At 74.8% G+C, this 20,251-nt stretch carries 6 protein-coding genes; 2 read left to right on the top strand and 4 right to left on the bottom strand.

What is annotated here, in order from left to right:
• Nucleotides 1-9 precede the first annotated feature (9 nt).
• The gene (asnO, locus tag ACFYZ3_RS33180; protein WP_388525592.1) at nt 10-1,011 is read left to right on the top strand and encodes an L-asparagine oxygenase; all 1,002 of its coding nucleotides are present in this window, start codon (nt 10-12) and stop codon (nt 1,009-1,011) included.
• A 39-nt stretch (nt 1,012-1,050) separates the two neighbouring features.
• Nucleotides 1,051-2,898 (top strand): ABC transporter ATP-binding protein, encoded by a 1,848-nt coding sequence (locus tag ACFYZ3_RS33175; RefSeq protein ID WP_388525589.1) that lies wholly within the window; start codon nt 1,051-1,053, stop codon nt 2,896-2,898.
• 78 nt (nt 2,899-2,976) lie between these two features.
• Here the strand turns inward: ACFYZ3_RS33175 and hasP are convergent, their stop codons facing one another.
• The 4 genes from hasP to ACFYZ3_RS33155 form a co-directional block, all read right to left on the bottom strand.
• On the bottom strand, nt 2,977-3,879 hold the full coding sequence (gene hasP / locus ACFYZ3_RS33170) for a 3-hydroxyasparagine phosphotransferase (protein WP_388525586.1): 903 nt from the start codon (nt 3,877-3,879) through the stop codon (nt 2,977-2,979).
• 11 nt (nt 3,880-3,890) lie between these two features.
• Nucleotides 3,891-4,709, bottom strand: coding sequence for an alpha/beta fold hydrolase (locus tag ACFYZ3_RS33165; RefSeq protein ID WP_388525583.1), 819 nt, complete (start codon nt 4,707-4,709; stop codon nt 3,891-3,893).
• Between the two features lie 3 nt (nt 4,710-4,712).
• Nucleotides 4,713-11,975 carry an amino acid adenylation domain-containing protein gene (locus ACFYZ3_RS33160; protein ID WP_388525580.1) on the bottom strand — a complete coding sequence of 2,421 codons (7,263 nt, stop codon included), beginning with the start codon at nt 11,973-11,975 and terminating at the stop codon, nt 4,713-4,715.
• The coding region (locus ACFYZ3_RS33155) for an amino acid adenylation domain-containing protein (RefSeq protein WP_388525577.1) at nt 11,975-20,251 on the bottom strand (8,277 nt) is incomplete at its 5' end. The genes ACFYZ3_RS33155 and ACFYZ3_RS33160, both read right to left, overlap by 1 nt.

Raw genomic sequence — 20,251 nt, 5'->3', positions numbered from 1 at the left:
GCTTTGACCATGGCTGCGAATGCCGCGGGACCGGCGTCGCGCTACGACGTGACGCTGGATCAGTCGGACGCGGAACTCGTCGAGGAGATCGCCTGGAAACTCGCCACACAGGCGACCGGGCGGCCCGACGACGCCGAATGGGTCGAGGCGGCCCGGAACGCCTGGCACGCCTGGCCGGCGGCCCTGCGCCGGGACCTCGCCGGATTCCGCCGGGACTCGGGGCCGGACGGCGCGATCGTGCTGCGCGGCCTGCCCGTCGACTCCATGGGGCTGCCGCCGACCCCGCGGGTCAACGGCTCCGTGCAGCGCGAGGCCTCGCTGGGCGCCGCCGTGCTGCTGATGACCGCCTGCGGGCTCGGCGACCCCGGCGCGTTCCTGCCGGAGAAGAACGGCGCCCTCGTGCAGGACGTCGTCCCCGTGCCGGGCATGGAGGAGTTCCAGGGCAACGCCGGTTCGACCCTGCTGACGTTCCACAACGAGAACGCCTTCCACGAGCACCGCCCCGACTTCGTGATGCTGCTGTGCCTGCGCGCCGACCCCACCGGCCGGGCGGGCCTGCGCACCGCCTGCGTGCGGCGGGTGCTGCCGCTGCTGTCCGACCGCACCGTGGACGCCCTGTGGGCACCGGAGTTCCGCACCGCCCCGCCGCCCTCCTTCCAGCTGAGCGGCCCCGAGGAGGCACCCGCGCCGGTACTCCTCGGCGACCCCTCGGACCCCGACCTCCGGGTGGACCTGGCGGCCACCGAGCCGGTGACCGAGCGGGCCGCCGAGGCCCTGCGCGAACTCCAGGCCCGCTTCGACGCCACCGCCGTCACCCACCGCCTCCTGCCCGGGGAGCTGGCGATCGTCGACAACCGCGTCACCGTGCACGGCCGCACCGAGTTCACCCCCCGCTACGACGGCACCGACCGCTGGCTCCAGCGCACCTTCGTGCTCAGCGACCTGCGCCGCTCGCGCGCGCTGCGGCCGGCCGACGGCTACGTGCTCGGAGCGGCCCCGCAGCCCGCCTGACCGGCCAAGCCCCCGCAGTGAAACAGGAGTAGGAGTGCGATGACGAGCACGCAGACCAGGGAGCGACCGCCCGCCCGGGAGACCGGCGCGAAGAGCGCGCCGGAGTCCGGACCGCCCGCCCCACCGGTCCGCAAGGTCGGGCTGCGCTCCCTGTTCCCGTATCTCCAGGGCTACTGGCCGACGCTGGGGATCGTCGCGGTGCTCTCCCTCGTGGTCACCCTGCTGACCCTCAGCCAGCCGGTGCTGACCCGGGACGTCCTGGCCGACATCGAGGCGGACAAGCCGGTGGGGCGGCTGGTGGCCCTGCTCATCGGCGTCCTCGTGGTGGTGGCCGTACTCGGCGGGGTCCGCGACTACCTGCTCCAGCGGGCGGCGGAAGGGCTCGTGCTGACCGCCCGCCGCCGGCTGGTGGCCCGGCTGCTGCGGCTGCCCATCACCGAGTACGACCAGCGCCGCACCGGCGACATGCTCTCCCGGGTCGGCGCCGACACCACCATGCTGCGCGCGGTGGTCACCTCCGGGCTCTTCGACACCGTGACCAACGTCGTCATGGTCGGCGGCTCCGCGCTCATGATGTGCCTGATCGACCCCACCCTGTTCGCGGCCACCGCCCTCGGCCTCGGACTCGGCGTCCTCGCCGTCGTCGGGCTCTCCCGGCGGGTGCGGGGCGCCTCCCGCGACGCCCAGGACCGGATCGGCGAGATGACCTCCGCCGTCGAGCGCGCCATCTCCGCCGTGCGCACCATCCGCGCCAGCGGCGCCGAGGACCGTGAGGGCCAGGCCGTCGACGGGTACGCGCAGCAGGCCTACCACGCCGGGATGCGCATCGCCCGGCTCCAGGCCATGATCAACCCGATCACCTCGACCACCATCCAGGTGGCGTTCCTCGTCGTCCTCGGCCTCGGCGGCGCCCGGGTGGCCAGCGGCGCCATCCAGGTCGGCGACATGGTCGCCTTCGTGCTCTTCCTGTTCATGCTGTGGTTCCCGCTCGGCCGCGCGCTGACCGCCTACTCCCGGCTCCAGTCCGGGCTCGGCGCCCTCCAGCGCATCGAGGAGATGGTGGACCTGCCGCAGGAGACCGACGCCGGCGCGGGACCGCTCACGGTGCGCGAGCGCACCCGGCCCGGGACCGAACCCGCCGACGCGGAACCGCGGCCGCCCGCGATCGAGTTCGACGGCGTCAGCTTCGGCTACGGCGACGGCGAGACCGTCCTGCGGGACGTGTCCCTGACCGTCCCCCGCGGCACCCGCACCGCGCTGGTCGGCCCCTCCGGAGCGGGCAAGTCCACCCTGCTGTCGCTGGTGGAACGGTTCTACGACGTCACCTCCGGCACCGTCCGGGTCGGCGGCACCGACGTACGCGACCTGCCGCGCCGCGAGCTGCGCGGACGCCTCGGCTACGTCGAGCAGTCGGCGCCGGTCCTCGCCGGCACCGTCCGCGACAACCTCTCCCTCGCCGCGCCCGACGCCACCGACGACGACATGCGGGAGGTGCTGCGCTCGGTCAACCTCATGGGCGTGATCGAGCGAGCGCCGCTCGGTCTGGACACGGAGGTCGGCGAGGGCGGCGTCCTGCTGTCCGGCGGCGAACGGCAGCGCCTGGCGCTGGCCCGGACCTTCCTCGCCGCGCCGCCGATCATGCTGCTCGACGAGGCGACCAGCAACCTGGACGCCCGCAACGAGGCCCTGATGCGGGAGGCGATCGGCACCGTCTCCGCGGACCGGACGCTGCTCGTGGTCGCCCACCGGCTGTCCACCGTCGTGGACAGCGACCAGATCGTCGTCCTGGAGCACGGCCGGGTCGTCGCCGCGGGCCGGCACGAGGAACTGACCGGCACCAGCCCCCTGTACCGGGAGCTGGCCAGCCACCAACTGCTCATCCAGTAGACCGCCTTTCACCCCCCCCACACGAAGGGGCCTCCCGGCGCACGTCACCGGGAGGCCCCTTCGCGTGCTCCGGGCCGGTCAGCCGGCCGTCGCCAGGCACTGCCGGACCCGGTGCCGGGTCAGCTCCCAGGCGGCGTCGAGCCCCACGGCCCGGGCCCGTGAGGCCTCGTCGGTGAACCGCCGGTGGGCGCGGTGCTCGCGGTACAGCAGCAGCGTCAGGTTCACCAGGAACGGCATCATCCCGTCCCGCTCGTCGGCGCGTTCGGCCACCTCCACCTCGACGCGGGCCCGGGCCCCGGGGACGTCGCCGAGGAGCATCCAGAGCTGGGCCAGGTCGAGGCCGGGCAGGTACAGGGCGCTGCTCGCCCAGTCGATCAGGACCTGCCGTCCCCGGCTGCGGACCACGTTGGCCAGCACCAGGTCGCCGTGGCCGAACTCGCGGGGCGCGCCGGACAGTTCGAGGAGCCTGAGCAGGTCCGCCCAGTGTGCGTCGTCGAAGACGCCCTGGGCGTGCACCCCCTCCAGCATCCCCCGGTAGTCCACCGCCCACGCACCGGCCGCCGCGGGCCGCCAGTGCCGCAGCCGCTCCACGGCCTCCAGCACCCCGGCCAGGTCCTCCCGGGAGACCGGGGTGACCGGGAACCGGTCCGGCGCCAGCACCTCCCCCGTGAGCCGCTCCATGACCAGCACGGCCCGCTCCCGGTCGGAGGCGAACCGCCGCGGCACCGGCACCGGCGGGGGCACCGCGTCGAACAGGTCGTAGGTGTCGATCTCGCGCAGGCACTGGCGCCGCCAGTCGGGCGTGCGCACCTTGGCCAGCGCCTCGACGCCGTCCAGCGAGCCGCCCACCACCAGCGAGGTGCGGCTGCGGTAGACGACCTCCCCGGGGGAGAAGCCGGGGCACACCTCACGGGCCAGCGCGATCAGCGGGCCGTCGGCGGGCGTCGGCGCACCCGTCTGGACGTCGGACTCGGTCTTCAACGGCTTCTCCTTCACCGGCGCAGGAATTCGACGAGGCTCTTGTTCACCGCGTCCGGCGACTCCAGGTAGCCGTAGTGCCCGCAGTCGGGCACCAGCTCGTACTCGGCGCCGGGGATCGCGTCGGCCACCTCCCGGCCCAGGTGGGGCGGGGCGATCAGATCGTCCTGGAAGGCGACGACCCGGGTGGCGGCCCGGATGCCGCGGTAGGCCTCCCGCCGGTCGCCGTCCACCCGCACTCCGAGCTGGGCCCGGTAGCCCGCACCGGAGCGCCTGGTCAGCTCCAGCACGTCCAGCCAGTCGCGGGCCTGCACGTCGTTGTCGAGGGTGCGCGGCGACAGGTTCTGCATGGCCTGCACGACCGCCTCGTAGGCGGCGGGCAGCTGGATCCCCTGGTCGTACAGTTCCATCTCCGCGCGGCACAGCGCCTCGCGCAGCGCGTCCGGGCGGGCCCGGGTCGCCATCAGGACCAGCCGGTCCACGAGGTCGGGCCGGGACAGGGCAAGCTCCTGGGCGATGTGCGCGCCCATCGAGATGCCGGCCACCCGGCAGGGCCCCAGCCGCAGTTCCTCGACGAGGGCCGCCGTGTCGGCGACCAGGTCGTCGATGCCGAAGCCCTCGGGGCACTCCTCGCTCGGCGCGATGCCCCGGTTGTCGAAGCTGATCACCCGGAATCCGGCGGCGACCAGCGCGGGCACCTGGTGCAGGTGCCAGGCCCGGCCGCTGCCGCCCGAGCCCATGACGAGCAGCACGGCGGGCGCGTTCTGCGCACCCGCCGGGGGCGCGTCGTCGTAGTAGTTGATCCTGATGCCGTTGACGGTGAGGACGGGCATGGCTCAGGCGACCTCGGTCGAATCGAGCGACTGGGGCGTCGGGGCGGGCTCGGGCGAGGGGTTCATGGCGGTGACTCCTTCGGTCTCGGGGACTGCTGCGGAAGCCGCGGGACCCGTCGCCGGGTCCAGGCGGTCGGCCAGCGCGCGGCCGATGACGGCGAGGGCGGCGTCGGACTGCACGAGCCCGAGGTGGTCGGCGTCGACACCGACCCGTTCGATCCGGCCCGCCACGTGCGGGCGCCACGACTCGGCGCCGCGGCGGGCCAGCTTGTCGCCGTCCGCCCGCTCGGCGGCCAGCACCAGCACGTCGCCGTCGTAGGTGCCGGGGGTGTGGCCGCGCATCAGGGCGGCGTTGTTCATGAACACCTGCAGTACGGCGGCCAGTTCGGCCTCGTCCAGGCGGCCCATCGGGTCCCCGGCGGCGTTCAGGAACGCGCGGTAGCGGGCCGTGGGGAAGCGGCCGCCGGTGAGTTCCTCCTCGGCGACGTCGAACCCGGCGTCGCGCAGGTTGTGCGCGAACACCTCGGCCAGCGGGGCCTCCGGGCCCGCGCCCGCCTGCCGCGGATAGGCGTCCAGGAAGGCCAGCAGCTCCACCTCCTGTCCGCGGGCGCGCAGTTCGCGGGCCATGGCGAAGGCCACGTTGCCGCCGAGCGACCAGCCCAGCAGCCGGTAGGGGCCCTCGGGCTGCGTCTGCTGGACCAGGTCCGCGTACTCGGCGGCCATCTCCTCCAGCGTCGCGGGCAGCGGCCCGTCGCCGTCGAGTCCGGCGGCCTGGACGCCGTACACCGGGACGCCGGGCGGCAGGTGGCGCACCAGGCCGGAGTAGCACCAGCTCATGCCGGAACCGGGGTGGACGCAGAACACCGGCCGGGCGGCACCGGCGGCGCGCAGCGGGAGCAGCCGCTCCATCGGCTCCCGGCCGCCGCGCTCCGTCAGCCGCACCGCAAGGTCGGCGACCGTGGGGGCGGCGAACAGGTCGCGCACGCCCAGCTCCTCGCCCAGCTCGGCACGGACCCGCTCCACGAGCCGGATCGCCAGCAGCGAGTGGCCGCCCAGGCCGAAGAAGCCGTCGTCGAGACCGACCAGCTCCAGACCGAGGACCTCGGCGAAGAGCCGGCACAGGGCCTCCTCGCGCGGGGTGCGCGGCGAACGGCCCTCGACGGTGCGGTACTCCGGGGCGGGCAGCGCGCGGTGGTCCAGCTTGCCGTTGGTGGTGAGCGGCAGCGCGTCGAGGACCACGAGGGCGGCGGGCACCATGTACTCGGGCAGCGAGCCGCGCAGCGCCTGCCGCAGCGCGCCGGGGTCCACACCCGCCCCGGCGTCCGGCACGACGTAGCCGACCAGGCGGCGGTCGCCGGGCGTGTCCTCGCGGACCAGCACGGCCGCCTGCGCCACGCCGGGCAGGCCCGCCGTCACCGCCTCGATCTCGGCCGGTTCGACGCGCATGCCGCGCAGCTTGACCTGGGTGTCGGTGCGGCCCAGGTACTCCAGGTCGCCGTCCGCGCGGTGGCGGACCAGGTCGCCGGTGCGGTACATCACGCCGCCCGCGGGCCCGAACGGGCAGGCCACGAAGCGGCCCGCGGTCAGCGACGGGCGGCCCAGGTAGCCGCGGGCGAGCCCGGGCCCGCGTACGTACAGCTCCCCGGGCACGCCCGGCGGCACCGGCTGGAGCGCGTCGTCCAGGACGTACACGGCGGTGTCGGCGATCGGCGCGCCGATCGGCGGGACGGCCGCGCCCGCCAGCGGGGCGCTCATGGTTGCGCAGACCGTGGTCTCCGTCGGCCCGTAGGAATTGCGCATCAGACGTCCCGCGGACCAGCGGGCGACCAGCTCGGGCGGGCAGGTCTCGGCGGCGACGACCAGGGTCGTGGCGGCGGGCAGCGCGCCCTCGGGGATCAGCTGGAGCACCGCGGGGGTGATCGCCGCGTGGGTGACCCGGTGGCGGACCGCCAGCGCGGCCAGGGCGGGCCCCGGCACGGTGCCGGGCTCCACGACGACGAGGGTCGCACCGGTCAGCAGGCCCATCGCCAGCTCCCAGAACCCGCCGTCGAAGGCGGGGGAGAGGTGGTGCAGGACCCGGCTGCCGGGGACGACGTCCAGCTGCGAGGTGAAGATGTCCAGCAGGGCGGGCAGGCCCGAGTGCGTCACGGTGACGCCCTTGGGCCGGCCGGTGGTGCCGGAGGTGTAGATGACGTACGCGGGATGCCCCGGCAGCAGTGGCGCGAGCCGGTCGGCGTCGGTGAGGTCGCGCGCGTTCTCGCCGCCCGTCCCACCGCCGGCCGCGGGCTTCTCGTCGAGGAGCAGCCGGGGCACGTCCGTGTCCGGGAGGCCGGCGGCCACCGCGGCCGTGGTCAGCAGCGCGACCGGTGCCGCGTCGGCGAGGGTGCCCGCGATCCGCTCCGCCGGGTGGGCCGGGTCCAGCGGCAGGTAGGCGGCGCCCGCCTTGGCCACCGCGAGGACGGCGACGGGCAGTTCGGCCGAGCGGGGCAGCGCCAGCGCCACCAGCCGCTCGGGGCCCGCCCCCCGCGCCACCAGCAGCCGGGCCAGCCGGTTGGCGCGCGCGTTCAGCTCCGCGTAGCTCAGCGACGTGTCGCCGACGACCACCGCCTCGGCGTCGGGGCGCTCCCGCACGTGCCGCTCGAACAGCTCGGGCAGGGTGGCCGGGGCGAGCCCCTTCGCCGTGGTGTTCCACTCCTCGACGACCCGGTGCCGCTCCCGCGGTCCGAGCACGTCGATGCGGCTCAGCGGCCGGTCGGGGTGAGCGGCCGCGTCGGCGAGCACCCGCACCAGCCGGTCGACCAGACCCTGCGCGGTGCCGCGGTCGAAGAGGTCGGTGCGGAAGTCGAGGACGCCCGCCACCCCGTCGGGGGTGTGGTCGGCGGTCCGGCGCTCCGTCACCGAGAACCCGAGGTCGACCTTGGCCGCCGTCGCCGCCGCACCGCCCGCGCCGCTCACCGTCAGCCCGCCCGGCAGCGCGGGCGCGCCCTCGCCGTCCGCCCGCCGCGGGGCGGTGCTGCGCAGCGACAGCACCACCTGGAAGAGGGGGTGGTGGGTGAGGGAGCGGGTGGGGTTGAGGGCTTCTACGAGGCGTTCGAAGGGGAGGTCCTGGTGGGTGTAGGCGGTGAGGTCGGTGTCGCGGACTCGGGTGAGGAGTTCGCGGAAGGTGGGGTTGCCGCTGGTGTCGGTGCGCAGGACGAGGGTGTTGACGAAGAAGCCGACGAGGTGGTCGGTGGCGTCGTCGGTGCGTCCGGCGACGGGGGTGCCGATGGGGATGTCCTCACCGGCGCCGTGCCGGGTGAGCAGGGTCGCGAGGGCGGCCTGGAGCACCATGTAGAGGGTCGTGTCCGTGGCCCGGGCGAGTTCGGTCAGCCGGGTGTGGAGGTCGGCGGGGAGGGTGAATTCGACGCGGTCGCCGGTGTGGTCGGCGACCGCCGGCCGGGGCCGGTCGGTGGGGAGGTCGAGGCGTTCGGGCAGGCCGGCGAGCTGCTGCTTCCAGTAGGCGAGTTGCCTGCCGGCGAGGGTGTCGGGGTCGGTGTCGTCGCCGAGGACCTCCTGCTGCCACAGCGCGTAGTCGGCGTACTGGACGGCCAGGGGCTGCCAGGTGGGTGCGTCGCCGGCGCAGCGGGCGGTGTAGGCGGCGGTGAGGTCCTGGGACAAGGGGCCGCGGGACCAGGCGTCGCTGGCGATGTGGTGCACGAGCAGCAGCAGCACGTGCTCCCGCTCCGAGATCCGCAGCAGCCGGGCCCGTACGGGGATCTCCGTGCCCAGGTCGAAGGGGTGCCGGGCCGCCCGGGCGAGGTCGGCCTCGAAGTCGGCCTCCGTGGACTCGGCCGTCTCGAAGACCGGCCGGACCTCGTCCGCGGGGTGCACCACCTGCCGGGCCCCCAGCTCGTCCTCGGTGAACGTCGTCCGCAGGCTCTCGTGCCGCCCGACCACGTCCAGCAGCGCCGCGCGCAGCGCGTCCGGGCGCAGCGGGCCGGACAGCCGGAGCACCGTGGGGATGTTGTAGGTGGGGCTCGGCCCTTCGAGCAGGTGGAGGAACCACAGGCGCTGCTGGGCGTAGGAGAGCGGGAGGCGCTCGGGACGGGGCCGTGCGGTGAGCGCGGCCCGCGCCCGGCCCGCCCCGGCGAGCACCACGGCGAGCGCGGCCGGGGTCGGCGCCTCGAAGAACTGCCGGATGGACAGCTCGGCCCCCAGCGTGGTGCGGACCCGGCTGACCAGGCGGGTGGCGAGGAGGGAGTGACCGCCGAGGTCGAAGAAGTCGTCGTCGACGGTGACGCCCGGCAGCGACAGGACCTCCGCGTACAGGTCGCAGAGGATCTCCTCGGCCGGGGTGCGCGGCGCCCGGCCCGCGGTCCGGCCGGTGTACGTCGGGGCGGGCAGCGCCGCCCGGTCCAGCTTGCCGTTCGGGCTGAGCGGCAGGGCGTCCAGGGCGACGAAGGCCGAGGGCATCATGAAGTCCGGCAGGGACAGCGCCAGCCGGGCGCGGGCGGCGGCCTCGTCCCAGTGGCCGGGGTCCGGGACGACGTAGGCCACCAGGCGCTGGTCGCCCGGCCGGTCCTCGCGCAGGACGACCGCGGCCTGGCGCACACCCGGCCCGCCCGCGACGGCGGCCTCGATCTCGCCCAGCTCGATGCGGTACCCGCGCAGCTTGACCTGCCGGTCCGCCCGCCCGGCGAAGACCAGCTCGCCCGCTTCGTTCCAGTGCGCGACGTCGCCCGTGCGGTACATGCGGCTGCCCGGCGCGCCGAACGGGTCGGCCGTGAACCGCTCGGCGGTCAGCCCGCCCCGGCCCAGGTAGCCGCGCGCCAGCTGCACGCCCGCCAGGTACACCTCGCCGTCCAGACCCGGCGCGACCGGGCGCAGCGCGGAGTCGAGGACGTACACCCGCACCCCCTCGTGCGGGGTGCCGATCGGCACCGGGCCCGGCTCCACCGTGCGGTCCGGGGCGATCCAGTGCTCCAGGCAGTGACCGGTGGCCTCGGTGGGCCCGTAGACGTTCACCACCGTCACGTCCCCCGCGGTCTCGCGCCAGGGCGCCAGGATCTCCCCGCGCAGCTCCTCGCCGCCCAGGGTCAGGGTGCCCGAGGGCGCGACCTGTGGCGGCATGGTGGCCAGCAGCGCCAGGTGGGACGGGGTGCCCTTCATGAAGGTGGCACGCTGGAAGCCGGGTTCGGACCCGGCCGTCTCGGCGAGGGCGCGCAGATCCGTCAGCCGGACGCAGCCGCCGCTGATCAGCGGGGCGTGCAGCGAGCCGACGCTCTGGTCGAAGGACGCGGACGCCTGCATCACGGACAGCCCCGAGATGTCCGGCGCCTGGGAGGACCGGCAGTGCCGCACGAACGCCGACAGGGCCCGGTGCTCGACGACGACTCCCTTGGGGCGGCCCGTCGTGCCCGAGGTGTAGATGACGTACGCCGGATGGTCCGGCAGCAGCGGCGCCGCGCGGTCGGCGTCGGTGAGGACGGTCCCGGAGTGCCTGCCCAGCGACGTTCCGGTGCCGGGGTCGTCCATGACGAAGGTCAGCGGCCCGCAGCACTCCTCGCCGATCCGGTCGTCCACGTCGGAGGTGGTGAGGACCAGCGCGGGATCCGCGTCCTGGATCATGTGGCGGATGCGGTCCGGCGGGTACTCCGGGTCGACCGGCACATAGGCGCCGCCCGCCTTGAGCACCGCCAGCATGCCGATGACCAGTTCCGTGCGGCGCCCCACCGCGACCGCCACGTGCCGTTCCGGGCCGACGCCCAGCTCGACCAGGCGCCGGGCCAGCCGGTTGGCGGCGGCGTCGAGTTCGGCGTAGGTCAGCCGCCCGTCGGGGGCGATCAGCGCCGTCTTGCCGGGGGTGCGCGCCACCTGCTCCTCGAACAGGTCGGTGAACCGCTCGGCGGGCCTTACGTCGTCCGAGCCGCTCCACTTCTCCAGGACGGTGCCGCGCACCTCCGGGTCGAGCAGTTCTACCGCGCCGACCCGGGTGTCCGGGCCGTCCAGGACGGTGCGCAGCGCCCGGCGGAACGCGGCGATCACCGCCTCGACCCGCGCCGGTTCGAAGACCTGCGGCAGATAGCCGAGCGAGAACCGCAGGGTCTCGCGGGGCAGGGCCAGCAGACCCAGCGGGTAGTGCATCTGGTCCTTCGAACGGACGCCGAGGACGGTCGGGAGGTCCGCGTCCGGCGCGGCGCCCGGGGGGCGGCCGCGGCTGGAGTTGAGCGGATAGTTCTCGAACACCATGGCCGTGTCGAACAGTTCGCCGGAGCCCGCCCAGCGCTGGATCTCCGCGAGGCCCACCCACTGGTGGTCGATGAGCCGCGCCTGCTCGCCCTGCAGCCGGCGCAGGAACCCGGTCACCGTCTCGGCGGGCCGCAGCCGCACCCGCAGCGGCAGGGTGTTCATGAACAGGCCGACCATGGTGTCGACGCCGGGCAGCTCCGGCGGGCGGCCGCTGACGGTCACGCCGAACACCACGTCGTCCCGGCCCGTCAGATGGGACAGGACCAGCCCCCAGCAGCCCTGGATCACCGTGTTCACCGTCAGCCCGTTGGACCGGGCGAACCGGGTCAGCGCGGCGCTCGCCGCCTCGTCCTCGGAGAAGTCGATCCGCTCGGGCGCCGCGGTGAGGGCGCCCCGGTCGGGGGCGACGATGCTCGGGGTGTCGAACCCGGCGAACGCCTCGGTCCACGCGTCCTTGGCGGCGTCCCGGTCCCGGCCGCCGAGCCAGCCCAGGTAGTCGCGGTAGGGGCGCACCCGGGGCAGGGCCGTGCCGTCGCCGTGGACCGTGTACAGGGTCATCAGCTCGCGCAGCAGGATCGGCATGGACCAGCCGTCCGCCAGGATGTGGTGCAGCGTCAGCAGCAGCCGGTGGCGGGCCGGGCCGAGCCGCACCAGGGTGAAGCGGATCAGCGGCGGGCGGGACAGGTCGAAGCGCGTCCAGCGGTCCCGCTCGGCGACCCGCTCCGCCGCCGCCTCCCGCTCCTCCTCGGGAACGCCCGCCACATCCTCCTCGCCCCAGGGCAGGACGACCCGGCGGGGGATGAGCTGCACCGGGCGCTTGAGCCCCTCGTGCCGGAAGGCGGCCCGCAGGTTGGCGTGCCGCTCCAGCAGCGCCTGCCCGGCCCGGCGCAGCCGCTCCGGGTCCGTGCCGCCCTCCAGGTCGATGAAGACCTGGACGTTGTAGGCGTCCAGCTCCTCGTCGTCGAAGAGGTTGTGGAACAGCATCCCCTCCTGGAGCGGGGACAGCGGCAGGATGTCTTCCAAGCCGGACTTGGCCATCAGAGGGAACCCCATTCGCTCTCGAGTCGGGAGATGTCGTCCTCGCTGAGCGAGGTGAGGGAGACGTCCGAGGGGGTCAGACCGCTAGCCTCGGGCCGCCCGGCGTGCTCGACCAGCGCCTTCAGGGCCCGGAACCAGCCCTCGCCCAGGCGCCGCACCTCGGCCTCGGACAGCACGGCGTCCGCGTACGTCCACACGCTGTGCAGCCTGGGCCCCTCGTCGGTGTCGTGGGCGCCCGCGACCAGTTCGACCGGGTGCGCCAGCGGGGTGTCGGGGTGCTGGCCCGCAACGCCCCGCCCGAGCACGCTCCACGGCTCGGGCCCGGCACCGCCGCCCGGTGCGCCGCCCGGTGCGCCGCCGCCCCGGCCGCCGGTGTAGCGGCCCAGGTAGTTGAAGCCGTACGCCGGTGCCGGCAGGGCGGCGAACCGGTCCCGGGTGCGCGGGTTGAGGTGACGGAGCAGGCCGTGGCCCACGCCGTCGCGCGGGACGGCGCGCAGCTGCTCCTTGACCCGCTTCAGGGCCCGCCCGGCCGCGGCACCGCCGTCCCACACCTCGGCCCACTCCAGGTCGTCGACCTCCGGGCGCAGCGGCACCGGGTGCATCGACGTGAACCAGCCGGTGGTGCGGGTGAGGTCGGCGCCGGGCACCAGGTGCTCGTGGCGGCCGTGGCTCTCCAGGTCCACCGTGACGGGCGCCGTACCCCGGGCGCCCCGCTCGCGCCGCCAGTCGGCGACGGCCAGCCCGAACGCGGTGAGCAGCAGGTCGTTGATCTCCGCCCGGAACACCCCGGGCACCCAGGTGAGCAGGGCGTCGGTGGTGTCCGCGTCGAGGTCCAGGACGACCTGCCCCGAGCGGGCGTGGGTGTCGCGCGCCGGATCCAGTACCGGGTCCGCCGGCTCGGCGGCCAGGCGGGCCGCATCCAGCCAGTGGTCCGTCTCGGCCTCGGTGACGGCGGAGCCGGCCAGGTCCCGCAGCGCCGAGGCCCACCGGCGCCAGCCGGTGCCCGCCGGGCTGAGCGGGCGGTCCTCGTAGGCGGCGGCCAGGTCCGGCACGAGCAGCCGCCAGCTGACCGCGTCCACGGCCAGGTGGTGGGCGACCAGGACCAGCAGCCCCGGCCGGTCCGGCCCCCGGTCGACGTGGCAGGCCCGCAGCATCCGCCCGTCGGCCGGGGACAGCCGGTCGCGTTCGGCGGCGGCCGCCTCGGCCACCAGAGCGTGCAGCCCGGCGTCTTCGACGTCCCCGGCCGCGCGGTGCGTGAGGAGACCGGCGGCGTCCGTGCCGCCGGGCTCGGGCTCGGGCACGGACATGGACCAGTCCGCGGCGACCCGCAGCCGCAGCGAGTCGTGCCGGTCGAGGACCGCTCCGAGGGCGGCCACCAGCCGCTCCGCGTCGAGGTCCGCGGGCACGGACACCACCACCGACTGGTTGAACGGCGCGACCGGCCCGCCCAGCGCGGCGAACCATCCCATGATCGGCGTCGCGGGCACCGGCCCGCACGCCGCTTCCTCCTCTTCCGCCGCTCCTGCTACGGCGCCCGCCGACGGCCCCGCCGCGCCGTCGGCGGCCTGCGCCTCGGCGAGATCGAGTGCCTCGGCGACGCGGGCGACGCTCTGGTGCTCGAAGACGTCCCGCACGGAGAGCGCGAGGCCCTTCGCACGGGCCCGGCTGACCAGCTGGATGGACAGGATGCTGTCGCCGCCCAGGTCGAAGAACCCGTCGTCGACACCGACCGACTCCAGGCCCAGCGCCTCGGCGAACAGCGCGCACAGCAGCTCCTCGCGCGCCGTGGCCGGGGCCCGGCCCGTACCGGCGGCCGCGTAGTCCGGCGCGGGCAGCCGCCCCCGGTCCAGTTTGCCGTTGCCGGTCAGCGGCAGCTCCGCCAGGCGCACGAACGCCGACGGCACCATGTAGTCGGGCAGCGTCTCGCGCAGCCGCTCCCGCAGCTCCTCGTCCGAGGGCACCGGCACCGGTCCGGCCCCGGTCACCAGGTACGCCACCAGGCGCCGGTCGCCCGGCCGGTCCTCGCGCACCACGGCCACCGCCTCCGGCACCCCCGGGTGCCGCGACAGGGCCGACTCGACCTCGCCCAGCTCCACCCGGAAGCCGCGGATCTTCACCTGGTCGTCGACCCGGCTGATGAACTCCAGGTCGCCCCGCCGGTTCCAGCGCACGATGTCGCCGGTGCGGTACATCCGCTCGCCCGGCCCCTCGAAGGGGTTGGCGACGAACCGGGACGCGCTCTGCCCGGGCCGGTTCAGATAGCCGCGCGCCAGCTGCACCCCGGACACGTACAACTCGCCCGGCACCCCGGCCGGCACGGGTTGCAGGTACGGGTCGAGGACCAGCATGCGCGTGTTGGGGAACGGGCGGCCGATGGTCAGCACGCCGTCCGCGAGGTCGTCCGGCGCCTCGACCCGCCAGGTCGTGCAGCCCACGATCGTCTCGGTCGGGCCGTACTCGTTGAGGACCCGCGCCCCCGGATGCGCCGCGAGCAGCGTCCGCACCGCGCGGCCGGTCAGCGACTCCCCGCCCAGGACCAGTTCCCCGTCCGGCACGCACACCCCGGGCAGCCCGGTGATCAGCGGCAGATGGCTCGGCGTCGCCTTCAGGAACGTCGTCTGCGGCAGGTCGGGCACCTCGCCGTCCAGCGCGCGCTCGTGCAGTTCCTCCAGGTCGGCGAGGTGCACGCAGCCGCCGTTCAGCAGCGGCGCGAACAGACCCGTGACCGTCAGGTCGAAGGAGAGCGGCGAGTGCAGCAGCGCGTTGCCCGCCACGCCCGGGTACAGCTCCGCCGACACCGCCAGGTAGTTCAGCACCGGCTGGTGCTCGACGAGCACCCCCTTGGGGCGGCCCGTGGAACCCGACGTGTAGATGATGTACGCCGCGTTCCACGGCGACAGCGGCTGCGTGCGGTCCTCGTCCGTCAGGTCGTGCGCGGGCTGTGAGGCCAGCCGGGCGGTGACGTCCGGGTCGTCCAGCAGCAGCCGGGGCAGCTCCGCCGGGAACACCCCGGCCGGGACCGCCGACGTCGTCAGCGCGCACACCGGCGCCGCGTCCTCGGCCATGGTGGCGATCCGCTCGCGCGGACTGCCCGGGTCGACCGGCAGGTACGCGGCCCCCGTCTTCAGCACCGCGAGCACCGCCACGCCCATCTCCACCGACGGCGGCAACGAGATCGCCACCACCTGCTCCGGCCCCGCCCCGGACTCCGCGAGCAGGTGGGCGAGCCGGTTGGCGCGGGAGTTCAGCTCGGCGTACGTCAGCGTCGTCCCGCCGGCCGAGAACGCCGGGCGGCGCGGAGTCCTGGCGACCTGCTCCTCGAACAGCTCCGGCAGGGTCCCCTCACGCTGCGGGCGCGCCGTGTCGTTCCACTCCCGCAGCACCTGCCGCCGCTCGGCCGGGTCCAGCAGGCCGATCCCGCCGATCGGCCGGTCCGGGTCGGCCGTGACCGAGCCCAGCACCCCGAGCAGCCGCGAGATCACCGACTCCGCGGTTCCCCGGTCGAACAGCTCCGTGCGGTACTCCAGCGAACCGCGCATGCCCGCCGGCCCGCCCGACGGGTCGTGCCGCTCGCCGAAGGTCAGCGCCAGGTCGAACTTGGCCACCCCGGTACCGGCGGTCATCCGGGTCGCGTTCACGAGCGCGCCCGCCTCACCGGACGCGTCCGGGGCGTCCGGGGCGTCCGGAGCGGCGCGGTCGCCCGCACCGGCCGTGTTGTTGAAGGTGATCATCACCTGGTACAGCGGGTGGTGGGCCAGACTGCGCGCCGGATTCAGCGCCTCCACCAGCCGCTCGAACGGCACGTCCTGGTGCGCGTACGCGGCCAGGTCGCGCTCGCGCACCCGGCCCAGCAGCTCACGGAAGGTCGGGTTGCCGCCGGTGTCGGTGCGCAGCACCAGCGTGTTCACGAAGAACCCGACGAGCTCCTCCGTCGCGGCGTCGTTGCGCCCCGCGACCGCCGTGCCGACGGGAATGTCCTCGCCCGCCCCCAGCCGCGTCAGCAGCGTGGCGAACGCCGCCTGCACCACCATGAACAGGCTGGAGTGCGTGGACCGCGCCAGCTCCGTCAGCCGCGCGTGCAGCGCCGTCGGCACCGTGAACGCGATGCGGTCGCCGGTGTAGCCGGCGGTCGCCGGGCGGGGCCGGTCGGTGGGCAGCTCCAACTGCTCCGGCAGCCCCGCCAGGGCGTCCTTCCAGTACGCCAGCTGCCGCGCCGCCACGCTGTCGGCGTCGGACTCGTCGCCGAGGACCTCCCGCTGCCACAGCGCGTAGTCGGCGTACTGCACCGGCAGCGGCTCCCAGTCCGGTGCCGCGCCCGCGCAGCGCGCCGCGTACGCCGCCGTGAGATCACGGGCCAGCGGTGCCATCGACCAGCCGTCGCCCGCGATGTGGTGGATGAGCAGCAGCAGGACGTGATCGGTGTCCGAGACGCGGAACAGCCGGGCCAGGAACGGGATGTCGACCGTCAGGTCGAAGGCGTGCCGGGCCGCCTCGCCGACCCGCTCCGCCACCTCCCCGGCGGCCACGTCGACCACGTCCAGGCGGCGGGCGGCCCGGTCGGCGGGCAGCACGACCTGCCACGAACCCCCGTCGTCCGCTGCGAACACGGTCCGCAGGCTCTCGTGCCGGACCAGCACGTCACCGATCGCCCGCTCCAGCGCCGCCCGGTCCACCGGACCGGACAGCCGGAGTGCCGTCGGCATGTTGTACGTCGCCGACGGCCCCTCGAACTGGTGCAGGAACCACAGGCGCTGCTGCGCCGGCGACAGCGGGACCCGCTCCGGACGCGGCCGGGCCACCAGCGGCGCCCGTGCGCCCGCCGCCCGGTCCAGGGCGCCGGAGAGCCCGGCGATCGTCGGCGTCTCGAAGAACTGGCGCACGGACAGCTCGACGCCCAGCGCCGTCCTGATCCGGCTGACCAGCCGGCTCGCGAGCAGCGAGTGCCCGCCCAGGTCGAAGAAGCCGTCGTCGATGCCGACCCGGACGACGCCCAGCACCTCGGCGAACAGCGCGCACAGGATCTCCTCGCGCGGATCCCGCGGCCCCCGGCCCACCGGTTCACCGTCGTACTCCGGAGCGGGCAGCGCCTTGCGGTCCAGCTTCCTGTTCGGCGTCAGCGGCAGCGCGTCGAGCACCACGAACGCCGTCGGCACCATGAACTCCGGCAGCCGTCCGCGCAGCCGCTCCCGCAGCTCCGGGACACTCGGCACCGGTCCCGCGGGAGCCGCCGGACCGGTCGGACCGGTCGGACCCGTCGGTCCCGTCGGTCCCTTCGGTACGACGTAGCCGACCAGCCGCCGGTCGCCCGGCCGGTCCTCGCGCACCGTCACCGCGGCCTCGGCGACCGCCGGATGCCGGGACAGCTCCGCCTCGATCTCGCCGAGTTCGATACGGAAGCCCCGCAGCTTGACCTGCTGGTCCACCCGGCTCAGATAGCGCAGCGCACCGTCCCGGCGCCGGCACACCAGGTCGCCCGTGCGGTACATCCGGGTACCGGCCGGGCCGTACGGGTCGGCGGTGAACCGCTCCGACGTCAGCGAGGGACGCAGGTGGTAGCCCTGCGCCAGCTGCTCCCCGGCCAGGTACAACTCGCCCGGCACGCCGACCGGGACCGGCCGCAGCGCCGAGTCCAGCACGTACGCCGAGGTGTTGGCGAGCGGCCGGCCGATGACCGGCCCGGACTCGGCGACGTCGGCCGCCGTCGCCCAGATCGTCGCCTCCGTCGGCCCGTACAGGTTCGTCACGGAGCGGGCGCGGTCCGCCAGCGCCCGCGCCAGCTCGGACGGCAACGCCTCCCCGCCCACCAGCACACGCACCCCGGCCAGCTCGTCCCCGGCCACGGCCGCGACCCCCTGCCACAGGCTCGGCGTCGCCTGGACCATGGTGATCCCCGACGCCGACACCCGGTCGAGCAGCGCGTGCGGATCGCGCGCGGTCTCCTCGTCGGCGAGCACCAGCACCGCGCCGTGCAGCAGCGGGAGGAAGATCTCCAGGCCCGCGATGTCGAAGCCCACCGTGGTCACGGCGAGCAGCCGGTCACCGGCCCCCGGCGTGAACCGCCGGCCCATGTCGGCCAGGAAGTTGTCCAGCGCCCCGCGCGGCACCACCACACCCTTGGGCCGCCCCGTGGAACCCGAGGTGTAGATCGTGTACGCCGGATGCGCCCCGCGGACCGGACCCCGCAGCTCGCCCGCCTCGAGGTCCGTGTCCCCGTACCCCGACAGCCCTGCCTCCGCCACCGGTTCGCTCACCGTGAGCGCGGGCCCCGCGTCGGCCAGCATGTACTCCACCCGCTCGGCCGGGTAGTGCGGGTCGATCGGCAGGTACGCGGCCCCGGACTTGAGGACCGCCAGCAGCGTCACGACCAGCTCCGCCGAGCGGGGCAGCGCCACCGCCACGAACCGGCCCGGCGCCGCGCCCCGCGCGACGAGATGCCGGGCCAGCCGGTTGGCGCGCGCGTTCAGCTCCGCGTAGGTCAGCCGCACCTCGCCGAACTCCACGGCCGTCGCCCCCGGCGACCGCCGCGCCTGCCGCTCGAAGAGGCCGGTCACCGACGCGGCGGGCGGCTCGGCCGCGGTGTCGTTCCACTCCCGGAGGACCAGCCGCCGTTCGGCCGCGTCCATGATCTCCAACTGCCCCACGGGCCGCCCCGGGTGCGCCACCGCCGCCGCGAGCAACCGCACCAGCCGGTCGGCGAGGTCCCGCACCGTGGCACGGTCGAAGAGCGCCGTGCTGTACGTGACGCCGCCGCTCATGCCCTGGCAGGAATGGTCGGCGCCGAAGTGCTCGGCCAGCGCGAACGACAGGTCGAAGCGCGCCGAGACCGACTCCGACGCCACCACCTCGGCCGCCAGCCCGGCGAACCGGTCCGTCTTCGTGCCCTGCGTGTTGTGCAGGGTGAGCATCGTCTGGAAGAGGGGGTGGTGGGTGAGGGAGCGGGTGGGGTTGAGGGCTTCTACGAGGCGTTCGAAGGGGAGGTCCTGGTGGGTGTAGGCGGTGAGGTCGGTGTCGCGGACTCGGGTGAGGAGTTCGCGGAAGGTGGGGTTGCCGCTGGTGTCGGTGCGCAGGACGAGGGTGTTGACGAAGAAGCCGACGAGGTGGTCGGTGGCGTCGTCGGTGCGTCCGGCGACGGGGGTGCCGATGGGGATGTCCTCACCCGCGCCGTGCCGCGTCAGCAACGCCGCCAACGCCGCCTGGATCACCATGAACGCCGTGGTGTTGGTCTCCCGGGCGAGTTCGGTCAGTCGGGTGTGGAGGTCGGCGGGGAGGGTGAAGGTCACGCGGTCGCCGGTGTGGTCGGCGACTGCCGGTCGGGGCCGGTCGGTGGGGAGGTCGAGGCGTTCGGGCAGGCCGGCGAGCTGCTGTTTCCAGTAGGCGAGTTGCCTGCCGGCGAGGGTGTCGGGGTCGGTGTCGTCGCCGAGGATCTCCTGCTGCCAGAGCGCGTAGTCGGCGTACTGGACGGCCAGGGGCTGCCAGGTGGGTGCGTCGCCGGCGCAGCGGGCGGTGTAGGCGGTGGTGAGGTCCTGGGCCAGCGGGGCCCGGGACCAGGCGTCGCTGGCGATGTGGTGCACGAGCAGCAGCAGCACGTGCTCCCGCTCCGAGACCCGGAACAGCCTCGCCCGTACGGGGATCTCCGCGCCCAGGTCGAAGGCGTGCGCCGCCGCCTCGGCCACCCGCTCCGCCACGTCCTCCGCGGCCACGTCGACGACGGCGAACGGCGTCGCGACGGCCTCCACGGGCAACACGATCTGCTGGGCGCCCCGGTCGTCCTCGGTGTAGATGGTGCGCAGGCTTTCGTGGCGGGCGAGGAGGTCGCTGAACGCGGCGTGCAGGGCGTCGGGGTCGAGGGTGCCGGTGAGGCGGAGGGTGGTGGGGATGTTGTAGGTCGCCGACGGTCCTTCGAGCTGGTGGAGGAACCAGAGGCGTTGCTGGGCGTAGGAGAGCGGAATACGCTCCGGGCGCGGCCTCGCGGTGAGCGCGGTGCGGAGGGTGCCGGACGTGTCCAGGGCACGGGAGAGGCCCGCGACGGTGGGCGTCTCGAAGAGCTGCCGGATCGGTAGCTCCCGCCCGAGAGTGGTGCGGACCCGGCTGACCAGGCGGGTGGCGAGGAGGGAGTGACCGCCGAGGTCGAAGAAGCTGTCGTCGATGCCCACGGTGTTCACCGAGAGGATCTCCGAGTACAGGGTGCAGAGGATTTCTTCGCGGGGGGTGCGGGGGGTTCGTCCGGCGGTGGATGCCGTGTAGGCGGGTGCGGGGAGGGCGGTGCGGTCGAGTTT

The sequence above is a fragment of the Streptomyces sp. NPDC001599 genome, assembly GCF_042893535.1.
Lineage (GTDB): Bacteria > Actinomycetota > Actinomycetes > Streptomycetales > Streptomycetaceae > Streptomyces.
The sequence above is the reverse complement of the archived record's forward strand: the minus strand, read 5'-3'. Positions and strand labels throughout refer to the sequence as shown.

Excerpts from the sequence above, each read along its gene's own strand:
- asnO (WP_388525592.1), top strand. The coding sequence starts at position 10 with ATGGCTGCGAATGCCGCGGGACCGGCGTCGCGCTACGACGTGACGCTG.
- ACFYZ3_RS33175 (WP_388525589.1), top strand. The coding sequence starts at position 1,051 with ATGACGAGCACGCAGACCAGGGAGCGACCGCCCGCCCGGGAGACCGGC.
- ACFYZ3_RS33165 (WP_388525583.1), bottom strand. The coding sequence starts at position 4,709 with ATGCCCGTCCTCACCGTCAACGGCATCAGGATCAACTACTACGACGAC.
- ACFYZ3_RS33160 (WP_388525580.1), bottom strand. The coding sequence starts at position 11,975 with ATGGCCAAGTCCGGCTTGGAAGACATCCTGCCGCTGTCCCCGCTCCAG.